Annotated in this window: 18 protein-coding genes; 12 read left to right on the top strand and 6 right to left on the bottom strand. The window is 68.5% G+C overall.

Annotated elements, in window-relative coordinates; all coding sequences use genetic code 11:
- The first annotated feature begins 8 nt into the window (after nucleotides 1-8).
- The 4 genes from trxA (at nucleotide 9) to ACGF5G_RS29605 (ending at nucleotide 3,369) form a co-directional block, all read left to right on the top strand.
- A complete protein-coding gene (gene trxA, locus ACGF5G_RS29620; protein WP_393268752.1) occupies nucleotides 9-338 on the top strand; it encodes a thioredoxin in 330 nt (109 codons plus the stop codon).
- Between the two features lie 111 nt (nucleotides 339-449).
- Nucleotides 450-1,658, top strand: a complete 1,209-nt coding sequence (locus tag ACGF5G_RS29615; RefSeq protein WP_393268751.1) for an MFS transporter — start codon at nucleotides 450-452, stop codon at nucleotides 1,656-1,658.
- Nucleotides 1,659-1,738: 80 nt separating this feature from the next.
- Nucleotides 1,739-2,494, top strand: coding sequence for a DsbA family protein (locus ACGF5G_RS29610; protein WP_393268749.1), 756 nt, complete (start codon nucleotides 1,739-1,741; stop codon nucleotides 2,492-2,494).
- An 8-nt stretch (nucleotides 2,495-2,502) separates the two neighbouring features.
- Complete coding sequence (locus ACGF5G_RS29605; RefSeq protein WP_393268748.1) at nucleotides 2,503-3,369, top strand: cytochrome c biogenesis CcdA family protein; 867 nt, start codon at nucleotides 2,503-2,505, stop codon at nucleotides 3,367-3,369.
- 141 nt (nucleotides 3,370-3,510) lie between these two features.
- On the opposite strand, the gene ACGF5G_RS29600 is transcribed toward ACGF5G_RS29605, so the two are convergent.
- Together ACGF5G_RS29600 and ACGF5G_RS29595 are read right to left on the bottom strand one after the other, a co-directional pair.
- Nucleotides 3,511-4,593: a flavin monoamine oxidase family protein gene (locus ACGF5G_RS29600; protein ID WP_393268747.1), complete on the bottom strand. Its 1,083-nt coding sequence runs from the start codon at nucleotides 4,591-4,593 to the stop codon at nucleotides 3,511-3,513.
- Entirely contained in the window at nucleotides 4,590-5,663 is a 1,074-nt protein-coding gene (locus ACGF5G_RS29595; RefSeq protein WP_393268745.1) for an alcohol dehydrogenase catalytic domain-containing protein, read from the bottom strand. Before ACGF5G_RS29595 ends, ACGF5G_RS29600 begins: the two co-directional genes overlap by 4 nt.
- Before the next feature lie 800 nt (nucleotides 5,664-6,463).
- On the opposite strand from ACGF5G_RS29595, the gene ACGF5G_RS29590 reads away from it, so the two are divergent.
- From ACGF5G_RS29590 to ACGF5G_RS29580, 3 genes are all read left to right on the top strand, one after another.
- The gene (locus ACGF5G_RS29590) at nucleotides 6,464-7,351 is read left to right on the top strand and encodes a LysR family transcriptional regulator (RefSeq protein WP_393268742.1); all 888 of its coding nucleotides are present in this window, start codon (nucleotides 6,464-6,466) and stop codon (nucleotides 7,349-7,351) included.
- 120 nt (nucleotides 7,352-7,471) lie between these two features.
- On the top strand, nucleotides 7,472-7,753 hold the full coding sequence (locus ACGF5G_RS29585; RefSeq protein WP_393268739.1) for a hypothetical protein: 282 nt from the start codon (nucleotides 7,472-7,474) through the stop codon (nucleotides 7,751-7,753).
- Nucleotides 7,754-7,778: 25 nt separating this feature from the next.
- Nucleotides 7,779-8,549, top strand: a complete 771-nt coding sequence (locus ACGF5G_RS29580) for an SDR family NAD(P)-dependent oxidoreductase (protein WP_393268736.1) — start codon at nucleotides 7,779-7,781, stop codon at nucleotides 8,547-8,549.
- Nucleotides 8,550-8,753: 204 nt separating this feature from the next.
- Here the strand turns inward: ACGF5G_RS29580 and ACGF5G_RS29575 are convergent, their stop codons facing one another.
- On the bottom strand, nucleotides 8,754-9,068 hold the full coding sequence (locus tag ACGF5G_RS29575; RefSeq protein WP_393268733.1) for a proprotein convertase P-domain-containing protein: 315 nt from the start codon (nucleotides 9,066-9,068) through the stop codon (nucleotides 8,754-8,756).
- A gap of 604 nt (nucleotides 9,069-9,672) precedes the next feature.
- Nucleotides 9,673-10,557, bottom strand: a complete 885-nt coding sequence (locus ACGF5G_RS29570; protein WP_393268730.1) for a S1 family peptidase — start codon at nucleotides 10,555-10,557, stop codon at nucleotides 9,673-9,675.
- A gap of 433 nt (nucleotides 10,558-10,990) precedes the next feature.
- Between ACGF5G_RS29570 and ACGF5G_RS29565 the strand changes: the two genes are divergently transcribed.
- The gene (locus tag ACGF5G_RS29565; RefSeq protein WP_393268727.1) at nucleotides 10,991-11,629 is read left to right on the top strand and encodes a transposase; all 639 of its coding nucleotides are present in this window, start codon (nucleotides 10,991-10,993) and stop codon (nucleotides 11,627-11,629) included.
- A gap of 21 nt (nucleotides 11,630-11,650) precedes the next feature.
- Here ACGF5G_RS29565 and ACGF5G_RS29560 read toward each other — a convergent pair whose 3' ends face one another.
- Nucleotides 11,651-12,700 carry a DUF1963 domain-containing protein gene (locus ACGF5G_RS29560; RefSeq protein ID WP_393268726.1) on the bottom strand — a complete coding sequence of 350 codons (1,050 nt, stop codon included), beginning with the start codon at nucleotides 12,698-12,700 and terminating at the stop codon, nucleotides 11,651-11,653.
- A 192-nt stretch (nucleotides 12,701-12,892) separates the two neighbouring features.
- On the opposite strand from ACGF5G_RS29560, the gene ACGF5G_RS29555 reads away from it, so the two are divergent.
- Nucleotides 12,893-13,273 carry a YccF domain-containing protein gene (locus tag ACGF5G_RS29555; RefSeq protein ID WP_393268724.1) on the top strand — a complete coding sequence of 127 codons (381 nt, stop codon included), beginning with the start codon at nucleotides 12,893-12,895 and terminating at the stop codon, nucleotides 13,271-13,273.
- A gap of 275 nt (nucleotides 13,274-13,548) precedes the next feature.
- Here the strand turns inward: ACGF5G_RS29555 and ACGF5G_RS29550 are convergent, their stop codons facing one another.
- Complete coding sequence (locus ACGF5G_RS29550; protein ID WP_393268721.1) at nucleotides 13,549-14,010, bottom strand: hypothetical protein; 462 nt, start codon at nucleotides 14,008-14,010, stop codon at nucleotides 13,549-13,551.
- Nucleotides 14,011-15,013: 1,003 nt separating this feature from the next.
- Here ACGF5G_RS29550 and ACGF5G_RS29545 point away from each other — a divergent pair.
- From ACGF5G_RS29545 to ACGF5G_RS29535, 3 genes are all read left to right on the top strand, one after another.
- Nucleotides 15,014-15,670, top strand: a complete 657-nt coding sequence (locus ACGF5G_RS29545) for a hypothetical protein (protein ID WP_393268720.1) — start codon at nucleotides 15,014-15,016, stop codon at nucleotides 15,668-15,670.
- A gap of 3 nt (nucleotides 15,671-15,673) precedes the next feature.
- Nucleotides 15,674-16,543: a cobalt transporter gene (locus ACGF5G_RS29540; protein WP_393268718.1), complete on the top strand. Its 870-nt coding sequence runs from the start codon at nucleotides 15,674-15,676 to the stop codon at nucleotides 16,541-16,543.
- A 69-nt stretch (nucleotides 16,544-16,612) separates the two neighbouring features.
- Entirely contained in the window at nucleotides 16,613-20,812 is a 4,200-nt protein-coding gene (locus ACGF5G_RS29535) for a LamG-like jellyroll fold domain-containing protein (RefSeq protein WP_393268716.1), read from the top strand.
- Nucleotides 20,813-20,987: the final 175 nt, after the last annotated feature.

Here is a 20,987-nt window from a genome sequence, read left to right as displayed (position 1 = left end):
GAACACCCATGTCCACTGCGCGTCCCGTCACCGACGCATCCTTCCAGGCGGATGTCCTTGCCGCCGACAAGCCGGTCTTGGTCCAGTTCTGGGCCGCATGGTGTCCGCCCTGCCGTGCACTGAGCCCGATCGTGGAGCAGATCGCCGATGAGCACGTCGACAAGCTGCGCGTGTTCAAGCTGAACGTCGACGAGAACCCTGCGACCGCCGCGAAGTACGGCATCACCTCGATCCCCGTGTTGAAGGTGTTCTCCGCCGGGATGGTCACCAAGGAGATGGTGGGAGCGGCACCGAAGCGGGTCATCGAATCGCAGCTGCTGGGCGACGTTCTCGCCTGATACGTCACGCAGACAAGGAATCACGTGCTAGAACCCCAATGCTCGGTCCGCGCCGACAGCGCCTCCCTCACCCCGGCGGGTCCGACCATCGACGCCGTCCAACGACGCACGATGACAGTGCTCGTCATCGCGCAGATCATCGGCACCGTCGGCGTCGGCGTCGCACCCTCGATCGGCGTGCTGCTGGCAGGAGAGGTTACCGACAACGAAGCCTGGGCAGGACTGGCCCGCACCGCCAGCACACTCGGTGCGGCGCTCCTGGGCCTGCCACTGGGGAACCTCGCCGCGCGCCGCGGACGTCGCGTCGCACTCAGCGGCGGATGGTGGATGGCCGCCGCCGGCGCAGCACTGTTGGTCGCCGCCGCACAGTGGAGCATGGTCGTCCCGCTCTTCATCGGCCTCCTCCTGATCGGGGCCGGCTCCGCGGTGAGCCTCCAATCACGATTCGCTGCGACAGACCTCGCCGAACCCCGACACAAAGCCCGCTCACTCGCCCTGGTCGTCTGGGTGGGAACACTCGGCTCCGTCCTCGGCCCGAACCTCGGCATGCCCGGCGAACTCGTCGGTGCGGCCACCGGGCTCACCATCTTCGCCAGCGCGTTCCTCATCGCCGCGGTCTGCCTCGCCCTCGCCGGCGTCGTCGTGTTCGTGTGGCTGCGCCCCGACCCTCTCCTCCTGCTCGAACAGTCTGCGCAGACGCCACGAAGCACTCCCGCGGGCAAGCGCCCCGGCCGCATCCGCCAGGTACTCATCGAGCTGCGCACGAACCGGCGGGCCCGAGTGGCGATGATCGCGATTCTCACCGCCCAGGTGGTGATGGTCTCGATCATGACCATGACCCCGGTTCACGTCGCCCACCAAGGCGGATCGATCAGCGTCATCGGGATCACGATCAGCCTGCACATCGCCGGAATGTATGCCCTCTCCCCGCTCGTGGGCCTGATCGCCGACCGGCGCGGTCACCGGTTCGCGATCAGCACCGGCATCGTCATCTTCCTCGCCTCGCTCGTGATCGGTGCCGTGAAACCCGACGACACCGCGTGGATCATCGTGTCGCTGATCCTGCTCGGCATCGGCTGGTCGTTCGTCAACGTCGCCGGATCCGCACTGTTCAGCACCGCCGTCGCCACCCAGACACGAGCCGCATCCCAAGGAGGTGTGGACGCGCTCTCGAACCTCTGCGGCGCAACCGCAGCGTTCGCCGCCGGCCCCCTGCTCGTCCTCACCAGCTTCTCGGCGCTGTCCATCCTCGCGATGATCACGCTCATCCCACTCACCGTCCTCATGGTCACCCGCGCACTCACCCCGCAGGCATCGTGAGCCCGGCGATCGCGCGCTGTCGCCAGTCATGAGGTACCGCTGCCAGGCCCCCCTTTGGATTCATCTTGTATCCTAGCGGGGTGACCTCTTCGACAAAGGCCTCACTGCAAGTGATGGAGGCGAAGTATCGCCGTTCACGACGGCTGAACGTCGTGCTGGGCGTGATCGCCGCGTTCCTCGGGGTAGTGGTGGCAGCTCAATCGCTGCCCGGGCAGAGCCCGACCAGCGCATCGACACCTTCGACGTCGGCGTCATCGGAACGGTCCGAGGAAGCGACAGACGACCCAGTTTTTGTACGCCGGGACGCCGACGATCCGATGGCGATCGGCGACATCGACGCACCCGTCGTGCTCACCCAGTGGACTGACCTGCGATGCCCGTACTGCGCGGTGTTCAGCAGGGACACCCTGCCCACGCTGATCAAGGAGTACGTCGACACGGGCAAGGTGCGCATCGAGTTCCACGACGTGGCGTTCTTCGGCGAGCAGTCCGAGGACGCGGCGATCGCTGCGCGCGCGGCGGCGAAGCAAGGCAAGTTCATGGAGTTCGTGACGGCCGTGTACGACGCCGCACCGGAGCGCGGGCACCCGGATCTGCCCAGGGAGAAGCTGATCGCGTTCGCCAAGAAGGCGGGTGTGCCCGACATCGACCGGTACGCCGCCGACCTCGACGACCCGAAGCTTCGCGCGGCCGGGCAGGAGAGCACCCGTTCGGCGCAACAGCTTGGCGTCAACAGCGTGCCGTTCTTCGTCGCCGGGACCACCGCGCTGTCGGGTGCGCAGCCACTCGGCGCGTTCCGCGAGTTCCTCGACACGGCGCTGGCGCAGGCGGAGTAGATATCTCCATGGAGCTCGGCCTTCTGGGCGCCTTCCTCGGCGGCGTGCTCACGCTGCTGAGCCCGTGCTCGGCGATGTTGCTACCGGCGTTCTTCTCCTATGCGTTCAGCAGCCCCGCCGCGCTTGTCGCCCGCACCGGTGTGTTCTATCTCGGGCTGATCACCACCCTGGTCCCGCTCGGGGTGCTCGCCGGGACCCTCGGAGCGCTCGTGAACCAGCACCGCTTCGTCCTGGTCACCGTCGCCGCGATCGTCGTGATCGTCCTCGGAGTGATCATGCTGCTGAATATCCCGATGCCGTTCCTGCCCGGTCGGAAGGCCGCTGAGGGCACGTCGGTCGCCGCCGTGTACGCGCTCGGAACCGTCTACGGCCTGGCCGGGGTGTGCGCCGGGCCGCTGCTGGGCGCTGTGCTGACCTTCGCCGCCGTCGCCGGTAACGCGCTGTCCGGCGGAATCGTCCTGCTGATCTTCGCCGCGGGCATGGCGCTGCCCCTGTTTGTTCTCGCCCTGCTGTGGGGGCGGCTGCCGTTCGTGAAACGCCTCGTCCGCCCGCGCGCCGTCACCATCGGCCGGTGGTGGAACACCTGGACCGGCATCATCGGCGGCGCGCTCACGGTCGCCGTCGGAATTCTGCTGCTGGCCACCGGCGGCACCACTCTCCTCGGCGGCGTCCTCGGCGCCGCCGACCAGGCCCGCATCGAGGGCGCCGTTCTGCAAGGCGCCAACAGGGTCCCCGACCTCCTCGTCGTCGCCATCGTCATCGCCGCCGCCCTGGCCGCGTGGAGCCTCATGCAGGTGCGCCGCAGACGCGCCAGTACCCGCGACGCCGCCACCACCGTGTCCAGTGCTCGAAAGCACGAGGTGCACGAGGCGTGACTGGCTCTGCGATCCGAGCAACGAGGTGCTGCACGTGTCCGAGAGCGCTGGCGCTTCCCGAGGGAGCTTGAGTTCGGGGGAGAGCTCGTCGGTGCGGGTGTCAACGCTGAGGGTCACCTGCTCAATGCCAAGCGTCGGCCCTCAGCGTCGTTCTCCGCGCATTGTTCGTGCGATCGTCTTGGCGGCGCTCAAGCCGGCGCGGACCGCTCCTTCGATGTGCCCGGCGTAAGCGGTCGCGGTCTCCGTCGAGGCCCAGTGGACCCGATCGTGTACCGGCTGCTGGAACACCGCCGCCCCGAACGTGTCCGTCGACGTCCGGTACGCGGGGTGTCGTGGGACCGTGAACCGCTCGCGGCTCCAGTCGACGACGTGGATCTCACGCGCATGGTCTGCCTGCCGCCCGAGCATGCGCGTGAGCTGGTCGCGGAACGCCCGCTCGACAGCAGACCCGTCGGAGCGCGCAAACCGTTGGGCCGGGGCGAACGCGAAGATCGCCGCGGGCGCCGCCTCGGGTCCGCTGTGATCGTGGAACTCGCGGAACGGACCGGCGTAGCTGATCGCTGATCCCGACAGACCCGCGGCCCGCCAGAACGCGTCGTCGTAGACGGCGACGGCTTTGACCGTCCCACCCATCCACACGGCGGTCCGTTCGGCCGTGCCCCGCAGGTCGGCCGGCAGCTCCGGGGTGAAGGTGATCTGCTCCACGGCCAGCGCGGGCGGCACCGCGATGACGACGTGATCGCCGAGCGTGCTACCGCCACGCGCGTCCACCCGAACCCCAGCCGATGTAACCGCCACGGCGGTCACGGGGTCTTCCAGGCGCAGCGTTCCCGGGGGCAGTTGGTCGGCCAGGCGCTGCGCGAGGGCCTGGGCGCCACCTGCGAAACGGAACGCGGCCACATCGATCGGGTTTCCATCCAGGCGCTGCACCCCCGGTTGCATGGTTTCGAACAACGCATCACCGTCCCGGTGCTGCGCGAAGACACCGAGCCCGAGCTGCTCGGCGAGGGACTCGACGAGGGGTTCGTCGGGCCAGAACCAGGTCGCCCCGACATCCACCGTTCCTCGCGAGGTGGCGACACTGCGGACACGCCCGCCTACCCGGTCACGCGCCTCATGGACCAGCACCGTCCGCCCCGCGCGTGACAACGCGTTCGCCGCGGTGAGACCGGCGGCACCAGCGCCAATGACGATCACATCCCGGCGCCCGGGCTCCGCGCTCATCGGTTCTCGCTCGCGTCGAGGACGATGCGGAAGCGCGCCGCTCCCGCACTGATGCGTGCGACCGCTTCGCCGGCCTGCTCCAACGTCATCCGCTCGAACACGGGCCGCACCCCTGTCGTCGTGGCAAACCGCATGGCTTCCTCGGTGTCACGGGCGCTACCGGTGAGGTGGCCGGTGAGGACCTGCCCCTTCAGGACCAGTTGAGCGGCGGGGACGTGGACCGCGCCGCTGTCGACGCCGACGAGGGTGAGCCTGCCGTGGACACGTAACCCGTTCAGCAGCTCTGCGACAGGCTCGGTCGTCGGAGCGGTGCTCACGATGAGGTCCGCGCCACCCAGCTCGGCCAGCGCCGCCCCGGGGGCCTGCGCAGTGCTGTCGATGTAGTGGTGCGCGCCGAGCTGGCGCGCCAGTTCTGCGCGTTCTGCCCCGCGTGCAATCGCGATCGTCCGATATCCCATCTTCGCGGCAAACTGAATCGCGAGGTGCCCGAGGCCGCCGAGACCGAACACGGCAACTGTCCCACCGGCCCGCACGTGGGCATGGCGGACCGCGTTGAAGGTCGTCACGCCAGCGCAGCCCATCGGTGCGGCATCGAAGAGATCCATGCCCTCGGGTACCCGCGCGAGAGCGTCGGCCGGAACGGTGATGCTCTCCGACCATCCGCCGGGGTAAGCCAGGCCGGGTACCTTGCGTCGGGCGCAGTGGACCACGTCGCCGACTCGGCAGAACTCGCAGTGGCCACAGCTGCCGCCGAACCAGCCGACCACGACCCGGTCACCAACGCTCCATCCCTCGACGTCGTCGCCGAGTTCGGCGATCACCCCGGCCACTTCATGGCCGGGCGTGACAGGGAACAGCGTCGAAAATCCCTGCGCCGCCGCTGTACTGATGTCGGCGTGGCACACCCCGCTCGCTGACACCGCCACTCGGACCCAGCCCCGCTCCGGCGACACGGTCTCGATAGCTTCGGGCGTGAGCGCCGCCCCAGCTGCGGCGACCCTCATGGTGATGGCGATGCTGGACAAAATAGTTGCTCCGCTCTCCGCCTCATGCATGTAGAGGGGATTCATGATCCGGGGTTGAAGCCTCATCGACCCTATGCACGCTGAAGCGGTACGGGTAGGTGAGCTGAAGGAATCTGCCCATAATTAAACGCTATGGCCGAAGAGCCTGGAATGGCTGCGGGGTGCGAACCGCAGCGTCATCTCCGGAGCACGACGCTGATCGAGCCCGGCACCAGAGCCCTCACCTGGGCTTTTCTCTCCCGATCAGCCCCCAGTTGGTGGCTCGCGCGCCCGGGCCGGTAGAACAGGGGAGAGTGAAGCGCCTCGGCGAACCCTTGCGTGTAATTGGCACGCACCCCGTTCAAGCATGTCTTAATGCTCGGCGACGACCGCCGCGCAGCGGGCCGAAAGAATGTCCCGTAGCTGAACAACAGGAATCGTTGGCGGTCGGCGAGATTGCCGTTCAGTTCCAGCATGACGAGGCGCCCCGGATCGACGGAAGAACCATGGAAAGCGATTGTCAACTCGACGAAGCCCGTTAGAGCCTCGGCCGATCCCGCCCACGACGCTCCATTCCTCGACCCCCACACAGAGCCCGGCGACGTCAACGTCGCAGGCTCCCGCTCGCCGAGACAGTGATACGCGCCCACCCGCGTTCGGGCGTGGTGGCCGCGACCTGCTCGGGAAGCAGCGGCGCTCCCGCGACGTTGACGTGCACCGTGGTCGGCGGCGCTGGTCATGGTTGCTCCGCTCTCGTACCACGCGGACAACAGGCAGGTCATGGGCTCGACCTGATATAAGCCGAGCGCATGTGTCACGACGACGTCCCGTAGAAGTGACCAGTAAACTGGCGATAAGATGGGGTTATGGCCGAACGTTTGAGCGTCGAGGGTCTGCGATACGCGCAGGCGGTGGCGGAGACGGGCTCGTTCAGTGCGGCCGCGCGCGCGTACGGGGTGACGCAGCCAGCGCTGTCGAACGGTATCGCCAAGCTGGAGGAACGGCTGGGTGAGCGTCTGTTCGAGCGGTCGCCGCGCGGGGTCACCCAGACCCCGTTCGGGTCCCAGATCCTTCCTCTGGTCGAGCGGGCGCTGACGGCGCTCGACGGCATCGCCGCGGAGGCGAAAAGGTGGAACGCACGCGGTGACGAGAGCATCCGCATGGGCGTGTCGCCGCTGATCAACCCGAAGCTCGTCGCCAGCGCCTACAGCGCGGTGTGCTGCCAGGCCGCGTTTCCGAACCCGCGGCAGCTGGTGCTGCGCGAGGCGAACATGGCCGAGCTGAAGGGCGCACTGGTGGCTGGCGAGCTCGATCTCATTTTGGTCCCGTCGGTGGCGCCGCTGCCGCGCTACGAGCACCACATCATCGACTCCGAGCCGGTCGTGCTCGTGGAGTCGATGCCAACCGGTGATGCGCCGGTCGACCTGAAGGAAACTGGAGGCAAGCAACTCATCCTGATGCCGGACACGTGCGGGCTGACCACCTTCACGCGCGACCTGCTCCAGTCGCACGACCTCCCCGTGCATGCCTACCCCGGCGAGGCGTCGAGCTACCGGGTCCTGGAGGAGTGGGCGAACCTCGGCCTGGGTTCGGCGATGATCCCGCAGTCGAAACTGGCCACCCCCGACGCGCGGCATCGGCCGCTGCTGGACGAGGGGACCGAGGTCGAGATCTTCTACGAGGCGGTGTGGGACCCGAACTCCGCTCTGGCCCCGGACCTTCGGATCCTCGCCGACCGGCTGGCGAAGCAGTAGTAGCCATACACATGCGCTATGCCCCCATTCACCGCCGCTCCCTACCGGCACAGCCACGCTGTCCATAACGTGGGGTTGTGGCAGACAGGCTGCCGCACGAACACACGGAGGAGATCGATCGTGGCTTACCTGGAGATCACGCTGAAGATCGACGAGGCGGACCGATCGGCGGCTGCGGGCGTCTACCAGCAGTACAAGCAGCCGTTCCTGGACACCGTCACCGGTGCAACCAGCAAGGAGCTGCTCGTGCGCGACGAGGACGTTCAGGTGCTGCACGGATTCGCCACGACCGCCAACGCGCAGGCCTACCTGTCGACGGAGCTGTTCACCAAGGATGTCGTCGAAGCGCTCTCACCGCTGCTGAAGGCCGAGCCTGAGGTCCGCATCTACGAGACCGCCTGAAAAGGCCACCATGGGAACTCCGGACATGAACTTCACCGGACGCAAGCTGATCGTCGTCGGCGGCAGCAGCGGCATGGGGTACGCCACCGCCGCTCGTGTCGCCGCAGCCGGCGGCGAGGTGGTCGTAATAGGCCGCAACGAGAACAAGCTCGCCACCGCGAAGGAGTCCCTCGCTACGCACGGCGGAGCAGTCCACACCCTCACGGTGGACCTGACCGACACCGCGGCGGTGGAAGGCCTGCGCGAGCAGATCAGTGCTGAGCACGCGGACGCGACGCTGCTGGTGAACGCCGCAGGGGTGTTCGTGCCCAAGCCGTTCCTGGAGCACACCGCCGCGGACTACGACAGCTACCTCGACCTGAACCGCTCGACGTTCTTCATCACCCAGACGGTGGCGGCGAACATGGTCGCCGGTGGCAAGGGCGGGGCGATCGTCAACCTCGGGTCGATGTGGGCGCACCAGGCGGTCGCGGCGACCCCGTCCTCGGCCTACTCGATGGCCAAGGCCGGACTGCACTCCCTGACCCAGCACCTGGGCATGGAGCTGGCACCGCACAAGATCCGCGTGAACGCGATCGCCCCTGCGGTCGTACGCACCCCGATCTATGAGGGCTTCATCCCCAAGGAGGAGGTCGACGATGCCATCAGCGGCTTCGACTCGTTCCATCCGATCGGCCGCGTCGGAACCCCAGGGGAGATCGCGGACATCGCCGCGTTCCTCCTCTCCGACCGGGCCGGATGGGTGACCGGAGCGGTGTGGGACGCCGACGGTGGCGTCATGGCCGGGCGGAACTGACCACGATGGCCAACACCGGGCTGCCGGAGCAGAGCCCCGCAGTCATGCTCGCCCCAGAGGTCTCTGCCCCCCTCACCGAGCAGGACTTCACCCTGGTCCGGCAACCGGTGCGCGAACGTGTTCTGAGCTGAGCCATGACGGAGCCGGGCCCGACGATAATCGGAGCCCCGGCCGCGTGGGTTTGCGCTGTTGTCGCTGGTACGGCTACAGGTTCAAAGTCCAGCTGTTGATGTAGCCGGTGTCGCGGTAGGCCCAATCCCGCACCTCCAGCCTCCACCAGCCGGCGGCCACCTCCCTGGACAGGTTGACGGTGTAGGTGTGCACGATGTTCACTGCCAGGGTGCTGGCCGCGGAGGCGTTGCCGGGGCAGCCCGAGATGAACATCGTGCTGCTTGCCTCCCCCGGGTTGGGGATGGGCATGTTCGTGCCGTTGGTCTGCGAGCAGCCGAGCGGGCCGTTGACCGTCAGCGCGTACGTCGCGCTCTGCGTGGTCACCGTGCCCGTACCGGTGAGGGTCACGTAGTAGATGCCCGGCGGCTGCCGGCGGTGACCGTCGACGGGCTGATGGTCGCCGTCGCGCCGCTGGGCAGGCCGCTGACGCTGAGGACGACTGTCTGCGCGCCGACGCCTGCATCGGGTCCGTCAGCTCCGGCCCGCGGTGAGCTTCGGTGCCGAGCCGTCTACGACGACGTCGTGAGCGTCGAGCTGGACGCTCCGGCCAAACGCGTGACGGTCGGCTCGGGGACCACCCGCGAAGCGCGGACCCACACGCCGTCGCTGACGCACTGTCGGCGATGACCGGCCAACCACACCCGCTCGTCACGGCGCGCGAGACCTCACCCGGTCCGGCGACAGGGGCCTGCCCTGACCGGCCAATCTGACTCGCCCAGGCGGCGCGATGGGGGAGTGGCCCCATCGCGCCGCAGCGCGGCACGGCAGGTGAACATTCCGTGTCGATGTCCATCCCGTCCAGCGAGACCCTGCGCATCAACGCCTTGTGTCGTAAAGGAAGGGTCACCGGCTCGTGTTCCGGTTGCTCGGCCGACGGACCGACGTGGCAGATGACGGCGAGAAGGGGCTCCCGGCCGTGGCCGGGAGCCCCTGCTGGTCGCTCGCTGGTGGATCAGTAGAGGGTCACGCCATACGCGTTGGCTGCTTCCCGTACGGGCTGGTAGAAGGTGGTGCCGCCGGAGCGGCAGTCACCGCTGCCACCAGAGGTGATGCCGAGCGCCTTGGAGCCGTCGTAGAGCGGGCCGCCGGAGTCGCCCGGCTCGGCGCAGACGGTGGTCTGGATCATGCCACTAACGGTGCCGCCGCCCTTGCCGACGTAGCGGACCGAAACGTTCAACGCGGTGACGGTACCCCTGTGGGTGCCGGTGGTCGACCCGGTGCGCGTGACGGACTCACCGACGAAGGCGTCCGCGACGGCGAACCCGCCGGGGTGGGTGAGCGAGGTGTTGTCGTAGCGCACCAGCGCGTAGTCGTTGCCCGGGAAGCTGGAACCGATGGTCGGGCCGATCAGCGTGGTCTGGCTGGAGTTGGTGTACCAGGTGTTGGCCACGTCCCCGCAGTGCCCGGCGGTCAGGAAGTAGTAGGTGCTGCCGCTGACGACGTTGAAGCCGAGTGAGCAGCGGTACCCGCCGCCGTAGATGGCGTCACCGGCGGACAGCAGGGGGGTGAAGACGCCGGAGGCACGCTCGATCCGGATCGCACCAGCCTTGTCCCCGGCGCTCTGCTTGATCTTCGCGATCTCGGCACGGGAGACGGTGCTGTCGGCGGTCACGACGACGCGGCCGGACGCCTCGTCCACATGCCAGGCGATGCCTTCGACTCCCGACCGTTGCACTGCGTCGTTCACGGCGGCGAGCTGGCTGGCGCTGTAGTCCTGGGGGGAGGCCGCTGCGGCCGTCGCCGGCGCGAAGGCGGCGGTGGCGAGCAGACCGACGCTTACGGCGAGCAGCTTGGATCGGAGGATGTGGCGGCGGGATGGCGAGGGTTTGAGGCTCACTGTCTCCTCCTCGGAGGTGATAGGACCAGGTGGGTGGTGGCCCCGTGATGTGCCGTTAGGTGACGCATCGGCTGGTCACTCGATGTCGTCCTCCTGACACGCCTTCGTCAGTATCGGCGTGCATCAATCAATCCGCAAGATGCATCATCACGAATGAACAAGGTCAAGGCCACCTTCGGTGCCAGGACCAGAATCTGCGGCGCGACCGGGATGAGGGCGGTCGGTGAACTCGTTTACTACGGCGACCAGTCGCGGGCGGAGCGAGATCCGGCCGGAAGTGGTGGCGCGCCTGTGGCGCCTTCGCCGACTTCGTCCGCCTCACCAGGTGACCGATCCTCTGTTGCCCTGCCGGCTTTGCCTGGCTGACCCAAGGGGATGACCAGCACCAGGGTCTGTTGCGAAAGTGGATCGTGGTTGTAGATGATCACATGCTGTGGCGCGTGGAGACCTGACGGATGCGCAGTGGTCGCGGCTGGAGCCGCTGCTGCCGCGCGGTAAGAAGCCGGGGCGGCCGCCGATATGGACCAGGCGGCAGCTGATCGACGGCTTACGGTGGCGTACCCGCGCCAGAACGCCCTGGCGGGACGTGCCCGAGCGATACGGCCCGTGGGACCGGGTGTACGAGCTGTTCAGGCGATGGCAGCGCAACGGGACATGGAAGCGGATGCTGGAACAGCTCCAGACCGAGGCCGACGCGAAGGGCCTGATCACCTGGGACGTCAGCGTGGACTCCACCGTCCCCCGCACCAGGCAGGGCCGACCCCGCAGCAGACCTCACAGGGTGCGCGCCGACGAAGCCTACGGCTCCCGCGCCAACCGCTCCTACCTACGCAGACGCCGGATCGGCTGCACTATTCCCGAGAAGGCAGACCAGGTCCGCAACCGCAAGAAGCGCGGCTCCCACGGCGGGCGACCACCGAAGTTCGACAAGAACGACTACAAAGAGCGCCATGCGGTAGAGTGCGGCATCAACTGGCTGAAACGCCACCGGGCGGTGGCCACGCGATACGACAAACTCGCCGTCCGTTGCGAGGCCACCGTGCTGGTCGCGGCCATCAACGAGTGGCTGTGACCAGCATGGTCGCAACAGACCCTAGTAGACCCACGCCTGCGTCTTCGCCCAGCGGCCCCCGTCAACGGCAGGAATGACAGTGGCGTCCGCCGTGAACACCAACGGTCCGTCGCCCCAGCGGGCGTAGAGGGCGAGCAGTGAGTCGCTCGCCCAGGAGCAGGGGCCGTCCTCGTCGGAATAGCCGGGGACGTCGGAAGGGGCGGAGCGGCCGCACGGGCATGCTCCCCCCGGTGGCGGACAGGGGGTGGGGCGTCCCAGGAGCATGGCCTCCCTTGGCCTGTCTCCCACCGCTGCCCGATTCAGGAGATCCTGGATGTCCGCGAACAGTTCGAAGCCGGCGCAGTCCTCATCGAACTGCTCGTCCAGGGCCTCTGCGAGCACGCGGTAGCCCTGGCTCTGCCAGTCGGCCTTGTAGTTCGCCGTCAGGAACAGCGTCCGGTGCAGGCTCATGGGCAGCGGCCGGTCGGGGGCGAAGCCGGTGTCACCATCGCTGAGATAGTCCAGATCGGCTGGCGGGTGTGTGGTCCGCAGCTCGTGCAGGGGGACGTCGGCGTGCAGGACGACGTGGTCGGGTTCGGTCTCGATGGACCAGTTCTCGTTACGGAAGAACCACAGCCAGCCGCTTGACGCCAGCCACCCCGCGTCCGCCGCGCCGGGCACTTCGGCGAGATTGATCTGTGCGGTGAATGCCAGCGCGGCTTCCGTGGGACCTGGCGTGTCGCCTGGGCAGGGCTTGAGCCGAGCGGTGGGCCACTGCCATGTCTGAGGCAGGTCCGGCAGACCGCCGATGCGCGAGCTGCCTATGTCTCCAGGCTCCCCTGGGTCGCGGTCGGCAGCCGGGCTGAGCAACCAAGCCGGCCGGACCAGCCCTCGAAGCTTGTCGGTGAGCTGGTCGGCGTCGGCGTCTGACATGTCGGACGCCTCCTGCACGGCTGTGGTCAGCATCGCGTCCAGATCTTCCGGAAGCAGGTGGCGGTTGCCATGCGGACGGGGCGAGGAAGTTGCGGGTCGCGAAACGGGCATGGCATGCAGGCTATAGCCGTCGCCTGCCCCGCCGCGATCGCGATCCACCTCATCACATCGCCGTCTCGCGCCTCCCAACGAGCCCCCGCGACCTGCACTTTCACAACACGCCCTAACCCACGCCCGAACGTCGTCCGTTGCCCCAGCGGTCTCGCCGCTGGCGAGTTCCTCCTCGCCCGGGCGACGGTCGCTGCCGCCAGCTGCCACCCGGAGTGGCGGGCGGTGGTCATGCTGGGAGACATGATCCGGTTCGTGCTCAACGTGCTGTGGCTTGTCTTTGGCGGTGGCTTCGTGCTCGCCGCCGGCTACGGTATCGCCGCGCTGATCTGCTTCGTGCTGGTCATCACGATCCCGTTCGGCGTCGCTTCCCTGCGCCTGGCCGTCTACTCCCTGTGGCCCTTCGGCCGCACCGTCGTGCCCAAGCCAGGCGCTGGGATCGCCTCCGGGCTGGCCAACGTCCTCTGGGTGGTGCTCGCTGGCTGGTGGCTGGCCCTGGCCCACATCATCGCCGGCATCGCGCTCTGCCTCACGATCATCGGCATCCCGTTCGGCATCGCCAACTTCAAGCTCGTCCCGGCCGCGTTCTGGCCCCTTGGCCGCGAGGTTGTCGACGCACCATAGAAGCGGCGACTCTGATCCACGGGGATGGCGGGAACCTGGCAGGGCAAGGGTCCGGCTCGAGCGGTCATGGGGAGAGCCACTCGAGCCGGACGCTGCCAACCTGCACCACGGCACGACCCCGCTGCCAGCGGCAGCGGGGTCGCGTTCCAGGTGGCCAAGCCGCAGCGTCACGCGCAGGAGGTGCGGGCCTCACGAGGCTGCCTCGGTTGCCTGGGGTCAAGGAGTCACCCGGGCGCACGCGGTGCCCCGTGGATGCCGCCGGGTGTTCCTGGTGGTCAGTACAGCGGGCGGAAATCCGGGCCGCTGGCGGTTGTGACCAGCTCCCAGCCAAAGGCTTCCAATGTGAGGTCTGTCCGGGCACCGAAGGCCTTGAACAGTTTGGCGACCGGGCCATCCGGAAGACTGTCGCCGACGGTGGCGAACACCGTGGCTGGGGATGCCCCGAGCTGCTGTGCCACGATCCACGGCAATGCCAAACCCACCAGGAGGTCCCGGCCGTCATTCGGCTCCAAACACCCGGCGAGCCCTGTTGCCAGCAGTGAACGGCGTAGTAGGTCGGAAGAGTTTTGCCTCAGTGCCAGTGTGGCGAGGCGGACGCCGTATCGCCCGAGGGCGAGTGCAGCAGAGGGATCAAGGGAACGGACGAACCCTTGATCCATGCGTCGCGGCGCGCGCGAGAGGATCGCCTCCGCCAGCCGGTCCTGCGTCCCCGGGATCCTCTCCAGGTTGGGCCTCACCGGGCCAGGATGGCAGAACCCGGTCAGTCCGACCACCCCGACGTGACGTGGGCCTGCTCCACAACGTCGGTGAGCATCTCGCCGCCGGAAGCGCTCATCGCTCCCACATCCCCTGACGAAGCAAGGAGACCTCGTCAGTGCTGTCGACAGCAACGCTGACAGCAACCGGCGCGGACGAAATTACCCGGTAAGGGCCGACGCAGGACGCCGGCCTCGAGGCCAGTGACGCCGACGGACCCCGCCCGCCGGACGAAGCGCCCAGAACTCAGACGAGACTCAAGAGGTCGCGCCGGGCTCAGGCGGCGAGCGCCCGCCTCCCCAACGCAAGATCAGTTGGAAGTCCGGACTTTCCTAACGACCTCGTGCGCGCGATCGGCTGGAGTCGCCTCCGCGGGGAATGGCCGCTTCATCGGTGGTGGGCTGTGGCTGGTAGGGCTTTCAGTGGCCTGGCGGTCGGTGGGTCGGTTGTTGCAGCGGAACGCTGGACACCTCGTTGAGGATGTCAGTTCCTCGCCGCGTTTCCATTCGATCAGGGCCGCCGACGATTCCGCGTAGCTGATCGAGCGGCGTCGTTGAGGGGAGGCGGCGGCGTTTCCTACCGGCCCTGAACGGCCGGGTTTCCACGCCGCAACTCTGATGAGGGACCTGTCGCCCAGTGACAAAATGCTACCCGCCCTGACCGATTGGGAGGCCGCCCAGCAGGCGTGGAAGGTCCTGAGCAAGCAGCGCCGCTGCCCGCCGCACCACCCGGATCGTGCAGGCCATCCTCGTCCTCCAAGCCGCCGAAGGCGTCCGCTACCCACGATGACAAGGGCTCATGGTTTCGTGGTCCGGCAATCTCTCCGTAAGGGTTCGCTCAGTTCCCGTGACCTCGTTGGTCATGTGCGGCCACAACAGTCATTGCGTTTCCGGTCGGTCTCCGAGCGAGTGAGAGTCTGTTGTGTCTGCCCTGTGCCGTGCCCTGCGCCACGTCTGGCGTTGCTTCTGCGGCGTACTCGTACTGGTGCTGATGGGGGTGTTGGTTCCGGATTCGGCCTCGGCGCATCCGTTCGGTGCCCCACAGCAGATCGTGGTCGCAGGCGAGGGCGATCACGGTGTGCGGGTCCGCTGGCTTGTTGGCGGTACCGATGACCTGACCCTGCTCGGCATCGCCCTCGGCGTGCTCCCCGAGGACCGGGTGATGCTGGACGGCGCGGTGATCTACGAGGCCTCCGACGCTGAGGCATTGGCTGGGGCTCCCGAGTTCGCCGGGTACCTGACCGAGCGGATCACCGTGACCCAGGACGGGCGGCCCTGCGAGGGCGAGGCCAGCGTGAGTGGCGACCCGGCCTCGGGCGGCGCCGATGTGCTGTTCACCTGCCCCGAACCGGTGAGCACGGTGACCGTGACGTCGCGGATGCTCACCGACCTGCACGAGGCCTACCGGACCCTCGCCAGGGGCCCTGATGGGCAGAAAGCGGTGTACGACGCCACGCACGAGTCGGCGGACTGGGCCATCAGCGCCGGCACGGGCACCGGTTCCCGCCCCGCGTCCGCCCGGACCGTCGCCGCGGTGTCTTCGGGCGGGAGTGCCCTGCAACTGTCGGTCGTCGGGGGCGTCCTGCTGGCCGCCGGAGCGGCCGGGACTTTCTGGTACCGCCGGCGCGGACGAAAGGCCTGAACCATGAACACCACCACCAGCGTCGGCGCCGCAGCGGCACCCCTCGGCTCCGGCCCCGTGGCCCTTCTCGAGGTCGACTTCTTCGGAGCCGCTGACCTCGGCGATCGGCTGATCGAGACGGTGCAGTCGCCGGGTTTCGTGCCGATGGCACTGGTGATCGCCTTCGTGGCTGGGGCTGCGCACGGGCTCGCTCCCGGCCACGGCAAGAGTCTCGCGGCGGCGTACCTGATCGGCTCCCGGGGCCGGGTCCGCGACGCTGCCTGGCTGGGCTTCTCGGTGGCCGTGATGCACTCGGTCTCGGTGCTGGCCATCGCGGTCGCCTGGACCTTCTTCTCCCTCTCCGACCTGGTCAGCCTTGAGCGACTGACCACCGGACTGCAGTTGGCGGCTGGCCTGACCGTCGTCGCCGTCGGGCTCTGGCTGCTGCGACGCCACCTGCGTGGACGCGGCCACAGGCACGGTCACGCGCACGACCACGGACATGGCCACGCGCACGACCACGGACATGGCCACGCGCACGACCACGGACATGGCCACACCAGCACGTCCCGCCCGGGTCTCCTCCTCCTCGGCGTGTCCGGCGGCCTGACGCCCTCGCCGGCGGCCTTCCTCGTACTGGTGACCGGCATCTTCGCCGGGCGGGCCGGGTTCGCTCTCGTCCTCGTGGTCTGTTTCGGCCTCGGGCTCGCCGCGGTGCTCTTCACCGTCGGCCTCATGGCTCTCACCGGCCGCTCCCTCGTGACGCGTGCCGCCAAGTCCCACGTCCTCCTGCAGTTGGCCACCCGGGTGGCCCCGGTGCTGGCCGCCTGCGGGATCACCCTCATCGGCGTCGGCATCTCCGCCGCCGCCGTAGCCGGCCTACCCGGCACCTGACCTGCTCCCTCGGCCTCCCGGCCAGCTGCCCACCCAACACCAACAGATGACCCCCGAAAAGGAGATGTCGTGACCACACGACTCCATCCGTACGCCCGGAGGTGGCGCCGTCTGACCGCGGCCGCCCTCGGGCTCGCGGTGGCCGGCGGTGCGCTGATGTCGCCCGCCCAGGCCGCTCCGGCCCTGCTCGGCACCAGCCAGGCTGCCACGGTACCGGCGGCCGACGTGCTCGACGTCGCCTTCACCGGCGGCGCCACCACCGACCGCGCCCAGGGCCGCGCCCCCACCACCTGGGGCGCTCCGAGCTACGCCACCGACGCGGCGTTCGGCCACGACCTGCTCAAGGTGGACGGTGTCGACGACGCGGTCTCCTTCGACTTCACCGACCAGTGGAGCAAGTTCTCCACCGGCTTCACCATCGAGTGCGTCTTCCGGGTCGACACCACCATGCCGGTGAGCCCCGAGAGGGACCTCTGCTCCGACAAGGAGGCCGGCGGCTTCTCGATCTACGTCAACGGCGGCAACCTCGGCACGATGGCCCACATCGGCGGCGGCTACAAGTCGCTGCTGGCCCCGATCAGCGGTAACCGCTGGTTCCACGCCGTCTCGGTCTGGGACGGCCGGACCCTGAGCCTCTACCTGAACGGGCAGCTGGCCGGCTCGACCGCGGCCACCGGTGCGCTCACCCCGCCGGCGTCCACCGCGCGCCGATTCGTGATCGGCGCCGACGCCGCCCCGACCGGAGTCGGCCAGTTTGCCCCGCCCGCCTCGTTCGCCGCGAGCAAGGTCTGGAGCACGGGACTGACCAGCGCTCAGGTTGCCGAGCTGGCGTCGGCCTACAACACCAAGCCGCCCGTCCCGGTGGCCGACGTCCTCGACGTCGACTTCGACGACGGCACCCCGAAGGACGACGCGCAGAACCTCGCCGTCACCATCCACGGCAACCCGGTGATCGCGCAGGACACCGCGGTGAAGGCGCGGGTCGCCTCCTTCGACGGCTCCGACGACGCCTACTCCTACGCCTTCGGCGACCAGTGGAGCAAGATCAGCACCAAGGTCTCCATCGAGTGCACCCTGAAGTCCAACGGCACCCTGCCCAACAGCGGTGAGCACTCCGTCTGCTCCGAGAAGGAGGGCGGCGGCTACTCGATCGTGATCTACGGCGACAAGCTGACCTTCACCGCGCACGTCGGTGGCGGCTACAAGTCGGCGCAGACCCAGATCGCCTCCGGCCGTTGGTACCACGCGGTCGGCACCTGGGACGGGCAGACGATCCGGCTGTACGTCGACGGCGTCCTCGCGGCCGAGGCACCGGCCGCCGGCGCGCTCGGGCTGCCCGGTGGCGCCGCCCGCAACGCCTTCTACATCGGCGCCGACGCGGTCAACCAGTTCTGGGCCCCGGCCTCGGTGCTCAACACCCGGATCTACTCCAAGGTGCTGACCCTCGACGAGGTCAAGGCGCTCAACATCGCCGCCTTCGGCGACGTCCGTGACGCGGGTGTTGCCGTCACCTCGACCGTCCCGGCCGAGGGTGCCCACCTCCGCAGCCCGACCGAGTTCAAGATCACCGTCGCCAACCAGGGCAACGCCACCGGCTGGCGGTACCTGCTCGACGGCGCGCCGGTGCAGGTCGGCCAGGAGATCGGCGCCGGCCTGAAGTCCGGCAGCCACACCCTGCAGATCTCGGCGACGGACGTCTTCGGCAAGCCGATCAGCAAGACCGTGAGCTTTACCTCCGACGCCATTCCGACCAGCGGCGGCACCGACGTCGGTCAGGGCAGCGGCCGGGTGACCCTCTCCGCGATCGCCCACAACCCCGACGGCGGCGAGGTCACCACCACCTTCAAGCAGGCCACCCCGAGCGTCCCGACCGGGGGCATCCAGGGTGTCGTCCCGGTGATGCCTTCGACGCTGGACTTCTCCTACAGCGAGGGCAGCCAGATCGGCACCGCACCGCGCCCCGACGGCAAGGCCATCGACAGCCCCTCCACGGGCGACATCCCCTTCCAGCGGTACGACGTCCAGGTGCCGGCGTCGGCCGAGCGCCGCCAGATCCTGTGGAACGGTGTGGTCGACCCCGAGCGCGCGGTCTCGCTGCACGCCTGGAACAGCACCACCCAGGCGTGGACCGAGCTCGCCACCGCCCGTGGCCAGGCCGAGGGTGAGACCGGGCTGAAGGCCGTCGTCCGGCCGGAACTGGTCGACAACGGCGTGATCCACGTCCTGGTCACCGGCCAGGACCCGTTCGCCGACGACCTGGCGCCGCGCGACGCCACCGCCGGCGCCCCGGTCAACCGGGACCACTTCGGGGACCCGTCGACCTACGACTTCTCGCTGGCCCACTTCACCGACACGCAGTACCTCGCCGAGGGCGCTGTCGGTGGCACGTACGACGACTTCGACGGCATCGACGAGCCCAGCGACAAGATGACCATGGAGGAGCAGGCGCTCTGGGCGAAGTCCTACCGGGACACCACCCAGTGGCTGGCCGACAACGCCGCCAAGCGGAAGATCGCCTACACCGCGCACACCGGTGACATCACGGAGAACGATTACTACGACCCGCTGGCCACCGATGCCAACGGCAACCTGCTCCGCCCCGGTCTGGACGAGCAGGTGACCAAGGAGTTCCAGTTCACTGCCGAGGCGCAGCGCACCCTGGACGCGGCTGGACTGGTCAACCAGGTCGTCGCGGGCAACCACGACAACCAGGGCGGTGCCGAGACCGGCCCGGACTCGCGGTTCAACCGGTACTACGGCCCGGAGCGCTACTACGAGGGGTCCAAGCTGTGGCCGGCCGAGTACAGGGCGTCGTACCACGCCTGGGACGAGACCACCGACGCCTCTGGCGCCGTGGTCACCCGCGGCAAGGACAACCAGAACAACTACGTCCTCTTCTCCGCGGGCGGTCTGGACTTCGTCGCGGTGGGCCTCTCCTACGGTGTCACCCAGGCCGAGGCCGACTGGGCCAGCTCGATCTTCCGGCGCTACCACGACCGTAACGGCATCCTGCTGACGCACGCCTACATCGCCCCGTCGGGTAAGCCGGACGGCCGAGGCGCCAACTTCTCCACCGACGGGTCGCGGGCGTTCTCGAGCATCGTCGCGGCCAACCCGAACGTGTTCCTGGTCCTCGCCGGCCACGAGCACGGCGTCGGCACCAACCTCAAGACCGGGGTCGGCGTCACGGTCGAGCACAACGTGGTCGAGCTGCTCGCGGACTACCAGTTCTACAAGATGACCGCCGGCGAGCTGTGGCCGGAGAAGGTCGACGCCAACGGCAACCTCGACCTCGACGGCGACGGCACCGTCGACCACAGGAAGGACGACCTGCTGCAGTTCGGCGCCAGCTTCCTGCGGCTGCTGCAGATCGACGTCGACCGGGCCCAGATGAGCATCGACACCTACTCGCCGATGCTCGACAACTTCGGTGCCACCGAGTACGACGACCGCAAGCGCTACAACGGCGCGGAGGACAACATGGTGCTGCCGATCGACCTGTCGTCACGGAAGACCAGCTTCAGCACCGACGGTCTCGTTCTGGTCACGCCGACCGACACGGTGATCGGTCAGGACACGGTCAAGTCGGGCTGGCCGGCCACGGTGGAGTGGAGCGGCCTGACCGAGCGCGAGCTCTACGCCTGGACCACCACCAGCCGCACCGGCGACGGTGACCAGGTGGGCTCGGTCGACCAGTTCGGCGGCATCTTCATCGCCACCGCCGCCGGCACGGACGCCACCGCGCCAGTGCTGACCGTCCCGGCCTCGACCTCGGTCAAGCAGGGCCAGGCCTTCGATCCGCTGGCCGGGGTCACCGCGGTGGACAACACCGACGGCGACGTGACCGACCGGATCCAGGTGATCGGCACCGTCGACACCGCCACCCCGGGTAGCTACCCGCTGACCTACCTGGTTTCCGACACCAACGGCAACCAGGCGGTCGCCAACCGGGTCGTCACCGTCACCCCGGCCCCGATCGTGGAACTCACCCCGACCTCGGTCCGGGCCAACGACGTGCAGGTCAACTGGAAGCAGACCTTGAAACTGACCGCAGCCGTCACGCCGACCACGGCGACCGGCCCGGTGCAGTTCATGATCGGTGAGGACGTGCTCTGCGAGGCCCCGGTCAAGAAGGGCACCGCCTCCTGCACGGTCAAAATGCTGCCCGGCCCCGGCACCCACAAGGTGCGGGCGGTCTACGGCGGCGACAAGACCCACGCGGCGTCGTACGACGAATTCACCCTGACGGTGGTCGATCCCAAGCGCTGATCGAGGGGTTCAACGGGGGGCACCCCGGAGCGGGGCCGGTCCCATCGGGCCGGCCCCGCTTCACGTCGTACGCCCGGTACTCCGACTTTCTGGCGGGCTCACCCCTCCAGCATGGCGGCAAGTCTCGGTGGTTCGCGGCTCGGCGTCGTGAACGGCGACCCATGCTGCCCAGTAG

The organism is Micromonospora sp. NPDC047730, assembly GCF_043204765.1.
Taxonomy (GTDB): domain Bacteria; phylum Actinomycetota; class Actinomycetes; order Mycobacteriales; family Micromonosporaceae; genus Micromonospora.
The sequence above is the reverse complement of the archived record's forward strand: the minus strand, read 5'-3'. Positions and strand labels throughout refer to the sequence as shown.

Coding starts and splice junctions, on each gene's coding strand:
- trxA (WP_393268752.1), top strand. CDS start 9: ATGTCCACTGCGCGTCCCGTCACCGACGCATCCTTCCAGGCGGATGTC.
- ACGF5G_RS29615 (WP_393268751.1), top strand. CDS start 450: ATGACAGTGCTCGTCATCGCGCAGATCATCGGCACCGTCGGCGTCGGC.
- ACGF5G_RS29605 (WP_393268748.1), top strand. CDS start 2,503: ATGGAGCTCGGCCTTCTGGGCGCCTTCCTCGGCGGCGTGCTCACGCTG.
- ACGF5G_RS29600 (WP_393268747.1), bottom strand. CDS start 4,593: ATGAGCGCGGAGCCCGGGCGCCGGGATGTGATCGTCATTGGCGCTGGT.
- ACGF5G_RS29595 (WP_393268745.1), bottom strand. CDS start 5,663: ATGAATCCCCTCTACATGCATGAGGCGGAGAGCGGAGCAACTATTTTG.
- ACGF5G_RS29590 (WP_393268742.1), top strand. CDS start 6,464: ATGGCCGAACGTTTGAGCGTCGAGGGTCTGCGATACGCGCAGGCGGTG.
- ACGF5G_RS29580 (WP_393268736.1), top strand. CDS start 7,779: ATGAACTTCACCGGACGCAAGCTGATCGTCGTCGGCGGCAGCAGCGGC.
- ACGF5G_RS29555 (WP_393268724.1), top strand. CDS start 12,893: ATGATCCGGTTCGTGCTCAACGTGCTGTGGCTTGTCTTTGGCGGTGGC.
- ACGF5G_RS29540 (WP_393268718.1), top strand. CDS start 15,674: ATGAACACCACCACCAGCGTCGGCGCCGCAGCGGCACCCCTCGGCTCC.